General features: G+C 73.4%; 12 protein-coding genes. 4 read left to right on the top strand and 8 right to left on the bottom strand.

Annotation, left to right across the window (positions count from 1 at the left end; genetic code table 11):
• Positions 1–61: 61 nt before the first annotated feature.
• Positions 62–838, bottom strand: a complete 777-nt coding sequence (locus HNR68_RS15155; protein WP_179721519.1) for an SDR family oxidoreductase — start codon at positions 836–838, stop codon at positions 62–64.
• 236 nt (positions 839–1074) lie between these two features.
• Here HNR68_RS15155 and HNR68_RS15150 point away from each other — a divergent pair, with 236 nt between their 5' ends.
• Positions 1075–2118 (top strand): LacI family DNA-binding transcriptional regulator, encoded by a 1044-nt coding sequence (locus HNR68_RS15150; RefSeq protein ID WP_179721517.1) that lies wholly within the window; start codon positions 1075–1077, stop codon positions 2116–2118.
• Here HNR68_RS15150 and HNR68_RS15145 read toward each other — a convergent pair.
• The 3 genes from HNR68_RS15145 to rhaI are packed head-to-tail and all read right to left on the bottom strand — an operon-like array spanning position 2115 to position 6672.
• Positions 2115–3479 (bottom strand): rhamnulokinase, encoded by a 1365-nt coding sequence (locus HNR68_RS15145; protein ID WP_179721515.1) that lies wholly within the window; start codon positions 3477–3479, stop codon positions 2115–2117. The genes HNR68_RS15150 and HNR68_RS15145 overlap by 4 nt on opposite strands.
• Positions 3476–5506: a bifunctional aldolase/short-chain dehydrogenase gene (locus HNR68_RS15140; RefSeq protein WP_179721513.1), complete on the bottom strand. Its 2031-nt coding sequence runs from the start codon at positions 5504–5506 to the stop codon at positions 3476–3478. The genes HNR68_RS15145 and HNR68_RS15140 overlap by 4 nt, the downstream gene beginning before the upstream one ends.
• Positions 5506–6672: an L-rhamnose isomerase gene (rhaI, locus tag HNR68_RS15135; RefSeq protein WP_179721511.1), complete on the bottom strand. Its 1167-nt coding sequence runs from the start codon at positions 6670–6672 to the stop codon at positions 5506–5508. The genes HNR68_RS15140 and rhaI overlap by 1 nt, the downstream gene beginning before the upstream one ends.
• A 568-nt stretch (positions 6673–7240) precedes the next feature.
• On the opposite strand from rhaI, the gene HNR68_RS15130 reads away from it, so the two are divergent.
• Positions 7241–8545 carry an MFS transporter gene (locus HNR68_RS15130; RefSeq protein WP_218888312.1) on the top strand — a complete coding sequence of 435 codons (1305 nt, stop codon included), beginning with the start codon at positions 7241–7243 and terminating at the stop codon, positions 8543–8545.
• Between the two features lie 22 nt (positions 8546–8567).
• Here HNR68_RS15130 and HNR68_RS15125 read toward each other — a convergent pair whose 3' ends face one another.
• Both HNR68_RS15125 and HNR68_RS15120 read right to left on the bottom strand, forming a co-directional pair.
• Entirely contained in the window at positions 8568–9854 is a 1287-nt protein-coding gene (locus HNR68_RS15125) for an MFS transporter (protein ID WP_179721509.1), read from the bottom strand.
• A gap of 24 nt (positions 9855–9878) precedes the next feature.
• A complete protein-coding gene (locus HNR68_RS15120) occupies positions 9879–12566 on the bottom strand; it encodes a family 78 glycoside hydrolase catalytic domain (RefSeq protein WP_179721507.1) in 2688 nt (895 codons plus the stop codon).
• Between the two features lie 264 nt (positions 12567–12830).
• On the opposite strand from HNR68_RS15120, the gene HNR68_RS15115 reads away from it, so the two are divergent.
• Entirely contained in the window at positions 12831–13508 is a 678-nt protein-coding gene (locus tag HNR68_RS15115) for a hypothetical protein (RefSeq protein ID WP_179721505.1), read from the top strand.
• 109 nt (positions 13509–13617) lie between these two features.
• Here the strand turns inward: HNR68_RS15115 and HNR68_RS15110 are convergent, their stop codons facing one another.
• On the bottom strand, positions 13618–14247 hold the full coding sequence (locus HNR68_RS15110) for a TetR/AcrR family transcriptional regulator (RefSeq protein WP_179721503.1): 630 nt from the start codon (positions 14245–14247) through the stop codon (positions 13618–13620).
• Positions 14248–14393: 146 nt separating this feature from the next.
• Here HNR68_RS15110 and HNR68_RS15105 point away from each other — a divergent pair, with 146 nt between their 5' ends.
• The gene (locus HNR68_RS15105) at positions 14394–14948 is read left to right on the top strand and encodes a hypothetical protein (RefSeq protein ID WP_179721501.1); all 555 of its coding nucleotides are present in this window, start codon (positions 14394–14396) and stop codon (positions 14946–14948) included.
• 145 nt (positions 14949–15093) lie between these two features.
• Here HNR68_RS15105 and HNR68_RS15100 read toward each other — a convergent pair whose 3' ends face one another.
• Positions 15094–15717, bottom strand: a complete 624-nt coding sequence (locus HNR68_RS15100; RefSeq protein ID WP_179721499.1) for a phosphoribosyltransferase — start codon at positions 15715–15717, stop codon at positions 15094–15096.
• Positions 15718–15872 lie beyond the last annotated feature (155 nt).

The raw sequence follows: 15872 nt of genomic DNA, 5'->3' as shown, positions 1-15872 counted from the left end.
ACAGTGGTGCGATCTCGCGACCGCGGCGCCCGCTGTCCCGCTCAGCGGGAGCGCCGCCGGTTCAGAAGGTCTGCGGCCCGCGCAGGGTCGCCTCCGCGCCACCGTCCACATAGATCACTTGCCCGGCCATGTGCGTGTTGTCCTCGCTGACCAGCCACCGGAGCGCCCGGGCGATGACCACGGGCTCGGCGAAGCCGTGCAACGGCATCGGCACCGCCTCCTCCACGACCTGCCGCCACTCCTCGTCCGCGAGCAGCGGTGCGGTCATCGGGCTGAGCACCACGCCCGGGGCCACCGCGTTGAGCGGCACCCCGGCACCGGCCCACTCCGGCGACACCGCCGCCCGCCGCACCCACTGGGCCAGGGCGGACTTCGACGAGGAGTAGAGCTCGTGGCCGGCACCGCGCTCGGCCACCGCGCGGGCGCGCTCCAGCGCCGCCGGCTCGTCGTCCTGCAGGCAGGCCTCGACCACGCCGGGGTCGACCGGCTGGGTGCCCGAGATGGACCCGACGACCGCCGCGCGCGGGCGGGGCGCGGCGGCGAGCAGCGGCCGCAGCCCCTCGAGCAGCCGCACCACGCCGAAGTAGTTGGTGCTCACCGTGACCGGCTCGGGGTGCGAGACACCGGCGCAGGCGACCACGGCGTCCACGCGGCCCGCGCTGCGCTCGGCCACGCCCGACACCGCCCGGTCGCGCCCGTCGCCGGTGGACAGGTCCGCCTGGACGTCGGCGACGTCCCGGTCGACCCCGATCACCTCGTCACCCTGCTCCCGCAGCAGTCGCACGAGCGCCTCGCCGATCCCCGACGCCGACCCGGTCACGACCACGCAACGCGTCATCCGCACCCCTCTCACCCCGGTCCGCGGCGCTCCGGCCGGGACCGAACGGCCACCGCGCCCCATGCCTAGCGGAGACCACCACCCCACCCCGAACGCCGATTCCGCTCAGCGGGACCCGCGGGCCGCGGCTCCACCCACCGGAGCAACCCGGGCGCCGAGCGCCGGGGCCGGGTCGCGGGGCGCCGCGGCAGTAGACTCGGCCGGCAGGAGGTCCGGCGAGGTCTGCGGAGGCGTGCATGGCGGGGAGGGGCCGCGGTGGGCCCGGTGCGGTGAGCATCAAGGACGTGGCCCGGCACGCCGGGGTCTCGATCGCGACCGTGTCGAACGCGCTGAACCGGCCCGAACTGCTCTCCCCCACCACGCGCAGCCGGGTGCTGTCGGTGATCGACCAGCTCGGCTACGTGCGCAGCGAGTCGGCCCGCCAGCTGCGCGCCGGGCGCAGCCGTGTCCTCGGCCTGCTCGTGCTGGACATGGGCAACCCGTTCTTCGTCGAGGTCGCGCGCGGGGCCGAGGAGGCCGCCCACGCCGCCGACGTCGGGGTGATGCTCTGCAACAGCGGGCAGGACCCGGCGGCCGAGGCGATGTACCTGTCGCTGTTCGCCGAGCACCGGGTCCGCGGCGTGCTGATCACCCCGACCGGCACCTCCAGCGAGCAGCTGGACGCGCTGCGGCGCAACGGCATCCCGCACGTCTACGTGGACCGGGTCGCCGCGGACGACGAGGACTCCTGCTCGGTCTCGGTGGACGACGTGGTGGGCGGGCAGCTGGCCGTGCGGCACCTCGTCGAGCGCGGCCACGAGCGCATCGCCCACGTCACCGGCCCGATGAGCCTCGCGCAGTGCCGCGACCGGCTGGCGGGCGCCCGCGACGCGATCGACGAGGCCGGGTTGCCCGAGGAGGCGCTCGCGGTCGTGGAGACCACGACGCTCGACGTCGCCGCGGGCCGGGACGCGGGTTCCCGGCTGCTGGGCCTGCCCGAACGGCCGGCCGCGGTGTTCTGCGCCAACGACCTGCTCGCCCTCGGCGTGCTGCAGGCGATGTTCGCCGCCGGGGTGCGCGTGCCGGAGGACGTCGCGATCGTCGGCTACGACGACATCGAGTTCGCCGCGGCCGCGGCCGTGCCGCTGACCTCGGTCCGCCAGCCGGCGCGGCAGCTGGGCCGCAAGGCTGCCGAGCTGCTGCTGGCCGAGACCAGCGGCGAACCCGGCCACACCCACGAGCGCGTGGTCTTCCAGCCGGAGCTCGTCGTCCGCCGGTCCACGCTGGCCGACCGCGGCTAGCGCGGCAGGTGGGTGCGCAGCTGCCGCCCGCGCCGGAGCACCGCCCGCAGGTCCGCGAGCCCGCCGCTGACCACCCCGTGCGCCCGCGCCTGCACCAGCACGTTGCCCAGCGCGGTGGCCTCCACCGGACCGGCCACGACGGGCCGCCGGCAGGCGTCGGCGGTGAGCTGGCAGAGCAGCTCGTTCTGCGCTCCCCCGCCGACGACGTGCACCACCTCGACCCGGCGCCCGGTGATCCGCACGGCGTCGTCGATCGCCCGCCGGTAGGCCTCCGCGAGGCTGTCCAGCACGCACCGGGTGACTTCCGCGGGCGTTCCCGGCACCGGCTGGCCGGTCTCCCGGCAGGCGCCGGCGATCCGGGACGGCATGTCGCCGGGCGGCAGGAATCGGGCGTCGTCGACGTCGACGACCGGCCCCCTCGGCAGCTCGGCGGCCTCCCGGACCAGCCGCGCGGTGTCGCGGCACCCCCACACCCGCTGGCACTCCTGGAGGATCCACAGGCCGGTGACGTTGCGCAGGAACCGCGTGGTGCCGTCCACCCCGGCTTCGTTGGTGAAACCGGCTTGCCGGGCGTCCTCCGACAGCAGCGGCGCGTCGAGCTCCACGCCGACCAGCGACCAGGTCCCCGAGGAGATGTAGGCGAAGTCCTCGCCCTCCGCCGGGACGCCGACGACCGCGGACGCGGTGTCGTGCGAGCCCACCGCGCGCACCGGGACGGCGCCGAGCCCGATCTCGGGCCGCAGCACCCCGGCCGGGTCGCCGGGCCGGCGCAGCGGCGGGAACAGGCCCACGTCGACACCGGCCCGGTCGGCGACCTCCCGCGACCACTGCCGGGTGCGCGGGTCGAGCATCGCGGTGGTGGAGGCGTTGGTCTCCTCCGTGCCCGGCACCCCGGTCAGCCAGTGCGCGATGAGGTCGGGCACCAGCAGCGCCCGCGCGGCCGTGGGCGGCGGTGGGTCCGCCGCCAGCTGGAACAGCGTGTTGAACGGCAGGAACTGGATGCCGGTGTTCGCGTAGAGCTCCGGGAGCGGGATCGCGGCCAGCACCCGCTCGATCGCCGCGTCCGTGCGCGCGTCGCGGTAGTGCACCGGGTTCGCGACCAGCGCACCGCCGGCGTCGAGCAGGCCGTAGTCCACCGCCCAGGAGTCGATGCCGATCGAGCTGACCGGGCCCGCCGCCCGCAGCCCGTCGAGGACTCCCCGGTACAGCGCGGCGATGTCCCAGCGCAGCCGTCCGTCGGTGCGCACCGGCTGGTTCGGGAACCGGTGCACCTCGGTCAGCTCGATCCCGCCGTCGGCCGGGCGGCCGACCATGACGCGCCCGCTGGAGGCGCCCAGGTCGACCGCGGCGAAGGCGGTCATCGCAGGAACGCGGCGGCCACCCCGGCGTCCACCGGCACGTGCAGCCCGGTGGTGTGGGAGAGCTCGCCGCTGGTCAGCACGAACACCGCGTTCGCGACGTGCTCCGGCAGCACCTCGCGCTTGAGCAGCGTGCGCTGCGCGTAGAAGGCCCCGAGCTCGGACTCCTCGATCCCGTACACCGCGGCGCGCTGCGCGCCCCAGCCCCCGGCGAAGATCCCCGAGCCGCGCACCACGCCGTCCGGGTTGACCCCGTTGACGCGGATGCCGTGCTCGCCCAGCTCGGCGGCCAGCAGGCGCACCTGGTGGGCCTGGTCGGCCTTCGTGGCGCTGTAGGCGATGTTGTTCGGCCCGGCGACCACGCTGTTCTTGCTGGTGATGTAGACGATGTCACCGCCCTGGCCCTGCGCGACGAGCATCCGCGCGGCCTCCCGGGACACCAGGAACGAGCCGCGGGCCATCACGTCGTGCTGCAGGTCCCAGTCGTCCACAGTGGTCTCCAGCAGCGGCTTGGAGATGGACAGGCCCGCGTTGTTCACCACCAGGTCCACGCCGCCGAAGGCCAGCGCGGCGGCCCGGAAGGCGCGCACGACCTGGTCCTCGTCGGTGACGTCGACGTCGACCGCGACGGCGGTGTCCGGTCCGCCCAGCTCGCGGGCCACCTCCTCGGCCGCGTCGGCGTCGCGGTCGGCGATGACCACGCACGCCCCCTCCGCCGCGAGCCGGCGCGCCGTGGCCTTGCCGATGCCCGACGCCGCGCCGGTGACCAGCGCGACCCGCGTCGCGAGCGGCTTGGGCTCCGGCCGCCGGCGCAGCTTGGCCTCTTCCAGTTCCCAGTACTCGATGCGGAACTTCTCGCGCTCGTCGATCGGCTCGTAGCGGGACACCGACTCGGCGCCGCGCATCACGTTGATCGCGTTGACGTAGAACTCCCCGGCCACGCGGGCGGTCTGGGCGTCGGCGCCGAAGGAGAACATGCCCACGCCCGGGACCAGCACGATCGCCGGGTCCGCGCCGCGCATCGGCGGCGAGTCGGGGGTAGCGTAGCGCTCGTAGTAGGCGCGGTAGTCCTCGCGGTACTCGGCGTGCAGCTCTCGCAGCCGCTCGACCACCTCGTCCAGCGGCGCGGTCGGCGGCAGGTCCAGCACCATGGGCCGCACCTTGGTGCGCAGGAAGTGGTCCGGGCACGAGGTCCCCAGTGCCGCCAGCCTGGGGTGCTCGCGGTGGGCCAGGAAGTCCAGCACCACCTCGGAGTCGGTGAAGTGCCCGACCTGCCTGCGGTCGGTGGACACCAGCCCGCGGAGCACCGGCGCCAGCGCCGCGGCGCGTTCCCGCCGCTGCGCCTCCGGCAGCGGCGCGTACTCCGGCACGGCCGGGCCGAACGGGTCCGGCTTGCCGTGGGCGGCGAGGAACTCCGCGGCGGTGCGGATGATCTCCAGCGAGTGCGCCTCGCACTCCTCCGAGGTGTCGCCCCACGCCGTGATGCCGTGACCGCCGAGGATGCAGCCGATGGCGCGCGGGTGGGCGGCCTTGATCGCCGCGATGTCCAGCCCCAGCTGGAAACCGGGGCGCCGCCAGGGGACCCACACCACGCGGTCGCCGAAGCAGCGCTGGGTGAGCTCGTCGCCGTCCGCGGCGGTCGCCAGCGCGATGCCCGCGTCCGGGTGCAGGTGGTCGACGTGCGCGGCGTCCACCAGCCCGTGCATGGCGGTGTCGATGGACGGCGCGGCGCCGCCCTTGCCGTGCAGGCAGTAGTCCAGCGCGGCGACCATCTCGTCCTCGCGCTCCACGCCCGGGTAGACGTCCTGCAGCGCGCGCAGCCGGTCCAGGCGCAGCACCGCCAGGCCGTCCGGCGTCAGCGTGCCGAGGTCTCCGCCGGAGCCCTTGACCCACATCAGGTCCACCGGCTGCCCGGTGGCCGGGTCGGTGTCGCGGCCCTTGGCCGAGGTGTTGCCCCCGGCGTAGTTGGTGTTGGCCGGGTCGGCGCCCAGCCGGTTCGACCGCGCGATCAGCTCGTCGACTGTGCTCATCAGGCTCCCCACCCCGCTTGTGCGCCGCCCACCCGGTCGGCGGCGATCCGTTCCTGGTACCCCGACCGCAGGTAGGCGGCCATCGGGTCCGGGTCGAGTCCCATCTCCGCGCGCAGTTCGCCCAGCAGCGGGCGCACGTCGGTCTTGTAGGCGTCCATCAGCACGTCGTTGGCGCCGATGACGTCACCGCTGCGCTGCGCCGCGGTCAGCGCGTCGCGGTCCACCAGCAGCGCCTTGGCGGTGGCCTCCTGGACGTTGCACACCGACCGGATCTGGCCGGGGATCTTCGGTTCCACGTTGTGGCACTGGTCGAGCATGAACGCCACGCCCGCCGCCGGGTCGAGCCCGCCGCCGCGCACGACCTCGACCATGATGCGGAACAGCTGGAACGGGTCCGCCGCTCCCACCATGAGGTCGTCGTCGGCGTAGAAGCGGGAGTTGAAGTCGAACGCGCCGAGCTTGCCAGCGCGCAGCAGGACCGCGACGATGAACTCGATGTTGGTGCCGGGCGCGTGGTGCCCGGTGTCGACGCACACCTGCGCGCGCTCGCCGAGCTGCAGGCAGTGCGCGTAGGCGGTGCCCCAGTCCGGGACGTCGGTGGTGTAGAAGGCGGGCTCGAAGAGCTTGTACTCCAGCAGCATCCGCTGCCCCTCGCCCAGCCGCTCGTACACCGCCGCCAGCGCTTCGGCCAGCCGGTCCTGGCGGTCCCGGATGTCGTCCTGCCCCGGGTAGTTCGTGCCGTCGGCGAACCACAGCTTGAGGTCGCGGGAGCCGGTGGCGTCCATGATGTCCACGCACTCCAGCAGGTGGTCCAGCGCCTTGCGGCGGACGCGCGGGTCCGGGTTGGTGACGCTGCCGAGCTTGTAGTCGTCGTCCTGGAAGACGTTGGCGTTGATCGCGCCGAGCCGCACCCCGGCGTCCTCGGCGTACTCGGCCAGCGCGGCGTAGTCGTCCACCCGGTCCCACGGGATGTGCAGGGCGACGCTGGGCGCCACGCCCGTGAAGGCGTGCACCTGCGCGGCGTCGTCGATCTTCTCCCGCACGGTGCGCGGTACGCCGGGTTGGGCGAAGACCTTGAACCGGGTTCCGGAGTTCCCGTACGCCCACGACGGCGTCTCGATCCGCTGCGCGCGGAGCTGCTGCTTGATCTCCGAAGTCGTCGCCATCGACACTCCTTTGAAACGTTTCATGCAGAGTAGGGGCTGATGGCCGGAGGGACAAGCCCCCACCTCCACCGGACCGGTGGAAGCGCGGAGGGCGCCTCTCGCCGACCCGGCTGGCGCACGGCGCTTCACGCCGTTCGCGCTACCAGGTCGACGGTCCAGCGGTCCAGGGCGCCAGCAGGAACGCACCCGATCGGCCGCGGCGACCTCATCCGCCTCGGCGAAACCGGGATCCGCGTGGCGAAACCTTTCAACCGGTCCGTCACCACACCAGCCCGTCGAGCCGTGCTCCCCTCGGCGCCCGAACTCCCGCCCACGCGCCTGCCGCGCCGTTGCAGGGCAGGGAACCTCGCCGTCCGAGACTCGGCACCCAGACCGAGCGCCTCCACGACCTCGGGGCCCGACTCGACCGAGTGGGTCTTGTGGGCCCGTGACGGACCGCCTACCGTGTACCGCACCTTTTAAACGATTCAACACGCCGCAGGCTGCGTGCCGGTTCCCGGGAACCGGCACACCCCCAGGCAGCGGGCTGCCGCTCGCCGCACATCAACGCCGATGCACGGGAGGGCCCATGGGGATTCGACTGGGCAGCAGGAGCACGACGGGCTGGCGGGCGACGATCGCCGTGGCCATGTCGAACTACATCGAGGCGGGGTCGATCATCGCGATCGCCACCAGCCTCAGCGCGTGGCAGGAGCGCTTCGGGCTCGACGACCTCGCGGTGGGGCTGCTGGCGTCGTTGAGCGCCAACGCCTTCGGCGCCGCCCTGGGCGCCGCGATCGGCGGCCCGCTGTGCGACCGCTACGGCAGGAAGTTCATCTACACCTACGACCTGCTGCTTTACATGCTCGGCGTGCTGCTGGCGGTCTTCGCCACGTCCTACTGGGTGCTGCTGACGGGCTTCGTGCTCACCGGGATCGCGGTCGGCGCCGGGGTGACCGCGTCGTGGACCTACATCGCCGAGGAGGCCCCGCCGGACAAGCGGGCCGCGCACGTGGGGACGGCGCAGCTGGCGTGGTCGATCGGCCCGATGGTCGGCTACCTGCTGGCGGTCGTGGTGGCACCGCTGGGGTTGCTCGGCAGCAGGCTGGTCTTCGCGCACCTGTTCGTCGTCGCGGCGGTCGCCTGGTGGGTGCGCCGCGGGCTGCCGGAGTCGCGGATCTGGAGCGACCGCAAGGCGGACCAGGGCGGCACGCTGTCCACCGGCGGCAACCTGCGCGCGCTGTTCGGCGTGAAGGCCAACCTCACCGCGATGCTGCTGCTGTTCGGCGTGTACGCGCTGTGGAACGCCGTCGCCGGGCAGGCCGGCATCTTCCAGCCGCGGGTCTACGACGCGGCGGGCGTGACCTCGGAGACCGAGCAGTACCTGCTGCAGGTCCTGGTGTGGGGCTGCACCAGCGCGGCCACCTACTTCGGCTTCATGCTGCTGGCGGACCGGGTGAGCCGCCGCTGGCTGTACTTCTCGGGCGCGGCGCTGGGCGTCGCGGCGTGGGCCGCGCTGATCTACGCCCCGCCGAGCACGGCGACCCTGCTGTTCTTCGCCATCGGCTGGGGCGTCTCGGCCGGTGTCGGTGCCCAGGCGTTCTACGGGCTGTGGACCAGCGAGCTGTTCGCGACCCGCTACCGCGCCAGCGCGCAGGGCGTGCTGTTCCTGGCCGCGCGGGTGCTCGTCGGCCTGCTGAGCGTGTGGTTCCCGGTGCTGCTGACCCAGATCGGCTTGCGCGGTCTCGGTCTGCTCATCCTCGGGCTGCTGGTCGCGGCGCTGTTGATCGGGACGATCTGGACGCCGCGCACCCGCGGCAAGAGCCTGGAGCAGATCGAGCGGGAGCGCTACGGCGGACCGGTCACCGGAGGCAGCACCGTGCCGGCCCGCTGACCGGTGTCCACAGTGGAGCGGATCAGGCCGGGGAGCTCCTCTCGGCGGTGCCGTCGTCGGGCACGGGCTCCAGCTCGCGCGCCTTCGGCAGCCGCGGCACCCAGAACAGGCCGATCGCGCAGGCGACCGCGGTGGAGGTGAGCAGCAGCCAGAACAGCAGGGCGGGGTTCGCCTGCGCGAGCGTCGGGGTGCCGAAGGCGGCGAGCGCCGCGACGACCCGGGCGAAGGCCGTGGTGAGCCCGCTGGCCGTGGTGCGCAGCAGGGTCGGGACGAGCTCCTGCGACCACACCTTGTACATGCCCTCGCCGCAGAAGGCGTTGCCGAGTCCGGACAGCAGCAGCACGGCGATCAGGGTGAACCGGTCGGCCCCGAACAGCGCGGGCAACGCCCAGGCGACGAGGATGAGCGTCGAGCCGCCCGCGAACCACGCGCGCCGCGTCGGCCGGTCGACCACGCGCATGAACACCAGGCCGGCCAGGAACCCGATCGGCAGCCCCAGCAGGCTCAGCCGGGAGTACTCCGCGACCCCACCGCCGGTGAGGTCGGTCCACAGGAAGGTGCCGAAACTGCCCAACGTGGACGCACCGAGGTTCCAGGTGGCGTAGTACGCCCCGAGCGCGACGACGGGGAAGACGACCGGCGCGCGGAACAGCTGGCCGACGCGGCTGAAGTGGACGGCCTCCGCGTCGCCGGGCGCCTCCACGGCGCGCCGCGCCGCGACCCACTCGGCGGACTCGCGCAGCGTGAACCGCAGGACGAGCACGACCACCGCCACCACCAGCAGGTGCGCGAACATGATGCGCCCGCCGACGAGGCCCCACGACCCGACCACGGCGCTGAGGCCCTGCGCGGCGACGATGCCGCCGATCCACAAGACGTTGGAGAGGATGACCATCTTCCCCTTGTGCCCGTCGGGAGACTCCTCGTTGACCAGCGCCAGCGAGGCGGCCAGGTCGGCGCCGATGGCCAACCCGACGGCGACGACACCGACGTGCAGCAGCCACACCGGGGAGGCGAGGAGCAGCAGCACGGTGCCCGCGGCGTAGAGCAGCAGCGACAGCGTGAACACCCGCCGCCGGCCGAACAGGTCACCGAGCCGGCCCCCGCACAGCGCGCCGAGGGCGAACACGAGCGTCTGCACTCCGAGCAGGACGCCCACCGTCCCCGCGTCGAGGGAGAGGACCTCGGCGTAGGAGCCGCCGAGCACGATGCCGGAGGTGACCAGCGCGCCGGCGTCGAGGTAGGAGGCCATGCCGGCGAGCACGGCGACCTTCCAGGTGCGGCCCGGTGGTGGCGCGAGCGCGGACATCGGTTCTCCTTCCAGTGCGACGGGTCACCGCGCAGCGGAGCGCGCTTCGTCGGTGGCCGGCAGCCGCAGCGCGTGCCGCCCACCGGCGAGGGAGGTCTCCGGGTGGCCGGGCACCCGCACCGTGGCGACCGCGGTCTCCGGCACCTCGACGTCCAGCTCCCACGCGTCGCCGGTGCGCCGCCACGCGACGGCGGCGCGTCCGCGCACGGTGGTGTGCGCGGTGCGGGCCCAGGTGAGGCGGTCGTCGGCGAGGGGCGCGACGTCGAAGGTGGCCCAGCCCGGGCTGGTGGGGCGCAGGCCGCCGACCGCCTGCTGGATCCAGGCGGACGCGGCACCGAGGAAGTAGTGGTTGTGCGAGCGCGCGGTCTCGTCCCAGGACTCCATCAGGGTCGCGGCCCCGGCCTCGAACCACGGACCCCACCCGGGGCGGGTCCGCTGGGTGGCCACGGTGATCGCCAGGTCGGGCCGCCCGTGCGCGGCCAGCACGGGGAGCAGGTGCTTCGCCGCCACGGCACCACAGTCGAGGTGTCCGCCGGTGCGGTGCTCGATGTCGGCGAACAGCCCCTCGGCGACGCTCGTGACGTGCTCGGCCGGGACGGCGCCGAACGCCAGCGGCAGCACGTTCATGGCTTGCCGGTACCCGACGCCCGGGGCCCGGTAGGTGCCGGTGGCGGTGTCGAAGAACCGCTGGTGGTAGGCGGTCGCGAGCTGCGCTGCGGCGGCCCGGTAGCGCTCGGCGCCGGTGTCCCCCAGCACGTCGCCGATGTCGGCGACCCGCTGCACGAGGTGCAGCAGCACCATCGTCGCGGTCGGCATCGGCCCTTCCGGCGCGAAGTGGTGGCCCGGGGACAGCCAGTCACCCCAGCTGTGGTGCGGCCACAGCCCGTCCGCGGTGAGCGCGAGCAGCCGGTCGGCGTAGGTGCGGATCGGCTCGGCGCAGCGCTCGAGGACGTCGCGGTCGCCGTACTCGCGGTAGAGGTACCACGGGATGAGCACCATCGAGCCGCTCCACGCGGGGTCGGCCGCCCGGCCCCAGTCCGGGGAGGGCACGATCTGCGGCACGACCCCGTGCTCGTCGCGCGCGTCCACGTGGTCGTCCAGCCACTTGCGCAGCGGTGCGCGCAGGTCCCAGTGGTGCAGCACGGCTTCGGTCGCCAGGTGGGCGTCCGCGGTCCACCCGTTCTTCTCGTACACCGGGGTGTCGGTCGGGACACCGTGCAGGTTGTTGCGGAAGGTGCGCCCGGTGGCGTCGACGATCCAGGTCAGCAGCTCGTCGGAGCACGCGAACTCACCGACCCGCGCCACCTGCGTCTGCAGCCGCACGGCCCGCACGTCGGTGACCGTCGCGCCCCCGTGGACCTCCACGCCGACGTACCGGAAGCCCTTGTAGCTGAACCGCGGTTCCCAGGTGACCTCGGCACCGCTGTCGCCGAGCACGAGACGGTCCACTTGGGACTCCCCGGCGGCCAGCGCGTTGTGGCAGTGGGGAACGCCGTCGGCGTCGAGCTGTTCGGCGTAGCGGACCACGACCTCGGCGCCCGCCTCGCCCACCGCGGTGAGCCGGACGCGACCGGCGAGCACTTCCCCGAAGTCGTGCACGACCACGCCGTCCCGTGGTGTGCTCGCCACGGGCGCGAGCGGTTCGCTGCGCCGGACGGGCGGGGCGGTCGCCGGCCGCAGCGCACCGCCCGGTGGCGCCGCGACCAGCGCGGGTTCCCACGCGGCGCGGCGGGCGTGGGCGAGGTCGGTGGTCTCGCCGGTGTAGAGCAGGTCGGAGGTCACCGCTCCCTCGGCGGCTTCCCAGTCGCCGCCCGAGGCGACGACGTGCCGCTCCCCCGCCGCGTCGCGGTACTCCAGCTGCGCGAGCAGCACGGGTTCGCGGTGCCAGCGGGCGAAGTTCCAGCCCCAGGTGTTCGCTCCGCGCGCGGCGTAGAAGCCGCGGCCGAGCTCCGCGGTGAGCGTGTTCTCGCCGGCCCGCAGCAGCGCGGTCACGTCGTAGGTGCGGTACAGGACGGTGCGGTCGTAGGTCGTCTGCGCCGGTTCGAGCACGTCCTCGGTGACCGGCTGCCCGTTGACCCGGAACTCCCCGTACCCGAGTCCGACCGCGCTCAACTCGGCCTCCCGCACGCCCTCCGGCACCACGAAGGAGGTGCGGAACACGGGGTTCGGCGCGGGCACCGTCTCGACGCCGATCACCCGCACTCCGGGTTCCGGGCCGCCGTCCCGCACGGCCCGTCCCGTGACCGGCAGCGGTGACACGCCGTCGTCGGGCTGGTCGGGCGGCGGCGTGGACAGGGTGGGCCACCCGATGCGGCCCTGCACCACTCGGAGCCGCAGCAGGTACTCCCCGGCACCGAGGGCGTCGGGCAGTTCGAGGAAGTGGGCGAACCGGTCCCACCGCACGATGCCCCGCTCGATGACCTGCTCGGCCAGCACCGTCCCGTCGGCGTCGCACAGCTCCAGCACCCCGCGCACCGCGTCGTCGTCGCTGACGAGGTCGAGCCCCACGGCGACGAACGGTCCCGGCGCGGTGAACGTCTGGCCCACCCAGTGCCCCGGCTCGGCCCAGGCCACGTGGTCCGAGTCCGCCGACAGCGCGTTGCGGTGAGCGGGGTCGGTGCGCTTGCCGATCCACTGCGCGGACCACTGCACGGGCGGTGGTGGCGCCGCCAGCGGCGGAAGGGACTCCGGAAGCGTGCTGTGATCGCTCACCCGTCCTCCTCGTCGAGCAGCCTGCGCGGGCAGCCCCGACCATGCACGGGATCGCCGACCACGTACAGCGGCTGACCCGACGAAAACGGGAATTCGCAACCGAACGGAGGAGCGGCCGCGTCGTCACCCGCCGAGCCGTCGCACCGCCCTCGACCGGCGCGACGCGATCGGCTGGGGTACTCCGATCGGTCGATGATGATCGGTTGTCCGGATGCTCCCCGCTCGACCGATCGAGAATGCGTCCTCGCGATCGAGGGGAGGACGATGGCGGAACACGAATGGCGCACGTTGCCGGACGGGCGCCGCATCCCGTTGCGAAACCCCACGGGACGGAGTGGAACGGTCGCGGTCGCGGTGGGCACCGCGATCGCGCTCGGCGCGTCGGGCGGGACGGCCGGAACGGCTGCGCTCAGCGGAGCGACGGGCGGCTCGTCCGCCCTCTCCGCCGCCGAGTCCGCCGTCGTCCGCAACATCAAGTCCAACCTGGGCAAGGCGAAGCGGACCGCGCGGAAGGGAGAGGACCGCCGCGCGTGGCGGCAGTTGCGGCTGCGCAAGGGCAGGCCGAACCGGAAGGAAGACCTCGAGTGCGCTGCCTTCTCCTACGGGCAGGTGCAGGAGTTCTTCCTCCGGACACCGTGCCAGCGCCTCGACCGCGAGCAGTACCCGGTCTTCGACGAGGCGGGCGGCACGATGGTGGTCGCGGTGTCCACGGTGACCATGCGGCGGTCGTCGGACGCCTGGAAGTTCCGCCGCGTCATGGACGAGCACGGCACCGGCGACATCCACCCGCTGGTGCCCGTGGTGCCCTTCACCGGTCACCACTACGACTCCCGCTCGACGGGTCGCACCGTCATCGTCGCCGAAGCCGAACCGTTGGAAGGCGACCCGGCGGACGAAGTCCTCGACGCCACCGCTCAAGCAGCCGTCGCCCTCACCCGGTGACCGGCCGCCTCAGCGTCCTGTCTGGACGGTCGAGCGGGCCCGCGGCACCTGGTCGTCCGGACGCCAGCGCCGGTCACGGGCGGTTCCCACTCGGCCAGATCGAGGCATCTCAGTGCAGCATGGTGAGCAGGCCCTCGACGCCCCGGCGGAACGCCTCGCCCACGTCCTCGACGCCGTCGAGGTGGGCGCCGCTCATGGCACCGTCGCGCATCATCATGAAGTGCCGCGCGGCGTGCTCCGGCTTGCCGCGACGCGGTGAGTCCCCGAAGACCTCCGCGAAGAGCTCGGTGAGGGTGTCCGTGTACCAGGCCCGGTGTTCGAGGATCACCTGGCGCACCGGGTCCTGCGGGTCGGGGTACTCGGCGGCGGCCTTGAGGAACGCGCAGCCGCGGAACTCCGGCGAGGCCAGGTCGTCAGCGACCGCGTCCCCGATCGCGCGGATCGCGTCGGCCGGGGACGGCGCGGCCTCGACGGCGGCCTGCACCTGCGCGCGGATGCCGGCGTCGACACCGCGCAGGTAGGCGACCACGAGGTCGTCCTTCGACGGGAAGTGCCGGTAGAACGTCGCCCGCGTCGCCGGGGCCTCGGCGAGGATCCGCTCCACACCGACCGCCCGGATGCCTTCGCGGTAGAACAGTCCGCTGGCCGTGGCCAGCAACCGCTCCCGCGCCGCGGACGTGACCGGCTGCGCCGACCGTCCGTTCGAGTCGTCACGGGCGGGACGCGTCGTGGTGGTCATGGTCCGACGATAGCAGAAAGAACGATCGGTCTTGCGTGCTCAGCCGGGGCGTGCCACTCTGGAGGAGCAAGAGAGAACGGTCTTTCTCCCCATCGCCGCGGCGGACCGCTCGCGCCGCGTCCGACACCTCTTGAGACGGACATCCCATGACCACGACCACTGCTCCTGCTGCCACCACCGTCGCCCCAGCACTGCGCCGGCTCTACTTCCTGCGCTTCGGGTTCGCGCTGCTCTGGGCCGTCGGGCTGTTCCTGACGGCGTCGCGCATCGGGCCGGTGAGCGCCACGCTGCTCGTGCTCTACCCGCTGTTCGACGTGGCCGCCGCCGTCGTCGACATCCGCTCCTCCGGGGCCGGCCGGTCGGCTCCGGGCCTCTACGCCACCATCGCGATCAGCACGTTCGCCGCCGCGGGCCTGGCCTTCGCGATCACCTCGGGCATCCCGTCGGTCCTGCGGGTCTGGGGGACCTGGGCCGTCGTGGCGGGCCTCGTCCAGCTCGTCGTCGCCCTCCTCCGGCGACGCACCCTCGGCGGCCAGTGGGCGATGATCGCCAGCGGCACCATCTCCACCGTCGCCGGTGTCTCGTTCTTCTTGCAGGCCACCGCCCCGGACGCCTCGCTCCGCAACCTCGCCACCTACGCCCTCCTCGGCGGCACGTTCTTCCTCATCTCCGCCCTGCGCCTGAACCGCACCCAGCACTGACGCCACCACCGCCCCACCAGCGCCCCACGCGCTGGTGGGGCGCGCAGCTGGTGAAGCGGCTGTTGCCCGGCTCCGCCTGTGGCTGGGGGTCGTGAGTGCGTGAACCGGCTGGAGCCGGTCTTGGCACTCACGAGCGTGGTGTGGCCTAGTTGAGGAGGTCGATCACTTCGGTGTCCGGGACCGGGGCGGGTTCCGCGTAGCACTCGGCGGCAGTTCGGAGGTCTTCGTCGGTCTCGAGGGTGACCAGTTCGTCGACTGACTCCTGGAGTCTCTGCAGCGCGCCGGGTGTGGCTACGGGGACGGCCAGGACCACGTGTGTGGCGCCCTGGACGTGGGCGACGCGGCAGGCGGCCGCTGCGGTCGAGCCGGTCGCGCAGGCGTCGTCGACGATGAGCGCGGTACGTCCCCGGAGGTTCGCCCGGGGGCGGTCGCCGCGGAACAGGTGCGCCAGCCTGTCCAGGTCGGCACGGGCGCGCGCTTCGGCCTGCTCCAGTTCTGCGGGTGGCACACCGGTCCGCCACATCACCTCGTCGTTGATGATCCGGACATCACCCTCGCCGATCGCGCCCATGCCCAGCTCCGGATGAGCCGGGACGCTGAGCTTGCGGACGACGATGACGTCGAGCGGAGCGTCCAGCGCCCGAGCCACCTCGAAGGCGACCGGAACACCACCCCGCGGCAAGCCCAGCACCACCGGAGCTTCGTCGCGCAGGTGCAGCAGCTGCTCAGCCAGCCGCTGCCCCGCGTCCCTACGACCACCGAACGGCATGCTCCCAGTCTGGAACCCGGGCACCGCAGCCGCAGCCGCGGAAGAGCGACGCGAGCACCCCGATACGACACCCCTCGGGCACACCCCGCTCGCACCCCGAAACCGCAGGTCACCGGCCTATCACGTGGATGTGAGATCAGAACGAGCCGCGCGGG

This window comes from Saccharopolyspora hordei, assembly GCF_013410345.1.
In the GTDB taxonomy this organism is placed as follows: domain Bacteria; phylum Actinomycetota; class Actinomycetes; order Mycobacteriales; family Pseudonocardiaceae; genus Saccharopolyspora; species Saccharopolyspora hordei.
Note: the sequence above shows the minus strand (reverse complement) of the source record. Positions and strands in the feature narration are given on the sequence as shown.

Excerpts from the sequence above, each read along its gene's own strand:
- HNR68_RS15130 (WP_218888312.1), top strand. The coding sequence starts at position 7,241 with ATGGGGATTCGACTGGGCAGCAGGAGCACGACGGGCTGGCGGGCGACG.
- rhaI (WP_179721511.1), bottom strand. The coding sequence starts at position 6,672 with ATGGCGACGACTTCGGAGATCAAGCAGCAGCTCCGCGCGCAGCGGATC.
- HNR68_RS15125 (WP_179721509.1), bottom strand. The coding sequence starts at position 9,854 with ATGTCCGCGCTCGCGCCACCACCGGGCCGCACCTGGAAGGTCGCCGTG.
- HNR68_RS15155 (WP_179721519.1), bottom strand. The coding sequence starts at position 838 with ATGACGCGTTGCGTGGTCGTGACCGGGTCGGCGTCGGGGATCGGCGAG.
- HNR68_RS15150 (WP_179721517.1), top strand. The coding sequence starts at position 1,075 with ATGGCGGGGAGGGGCCGCGGTGGGCCCGGTGCGGTGAGCATCAAGGAC.
- HNR68_RS15115 (WP_179721505.1), top strand. The coding sequence starts at position 12,831 with ATGGCGGAACACGAATGGCGCACGTTGCCGGACGGGCGCCGCATCCCG.
- HNR68_RS15100 (WP_179721499.1), bottom strand. The coding sequence starts at position 15,717 with ATGCCGTTCGGTGGTCGTAGGGACGCGGGGCAGCGGCTGGCTGAGCAG.
- HNR68_RS15145 (WP_179721515.1), bottom strand. The coding sequence starts at position 3,479 with ATGACCGCCTTCGCCGCGGTCGACCTGGGCGCCTCCAGCGGGCGCGTC.
- HNR68_RS15105 (WP_179721501.1), top strand. The coding sequence starts at position 14,394 with ATGACCACGACCACTGCTCCTGCTGCCACCACCGTCGCCCCAGCACTG.
- HNR68_RS15110 (WP_179721503.1), bottom strand. The coding sequence starts at position 14,247 with ATGACCACCACGACGCGTCCCGCCCGTGACGACTCGAACGGACGGTCG.
- HNR68_RS15140 (WP_179721513.1), bottom strand. The coding sequence starts at position 5,506 with ATGAGCACAGTCGACGAGCTGATCGCGCGGTCGAACCGGCTGGGCGCC.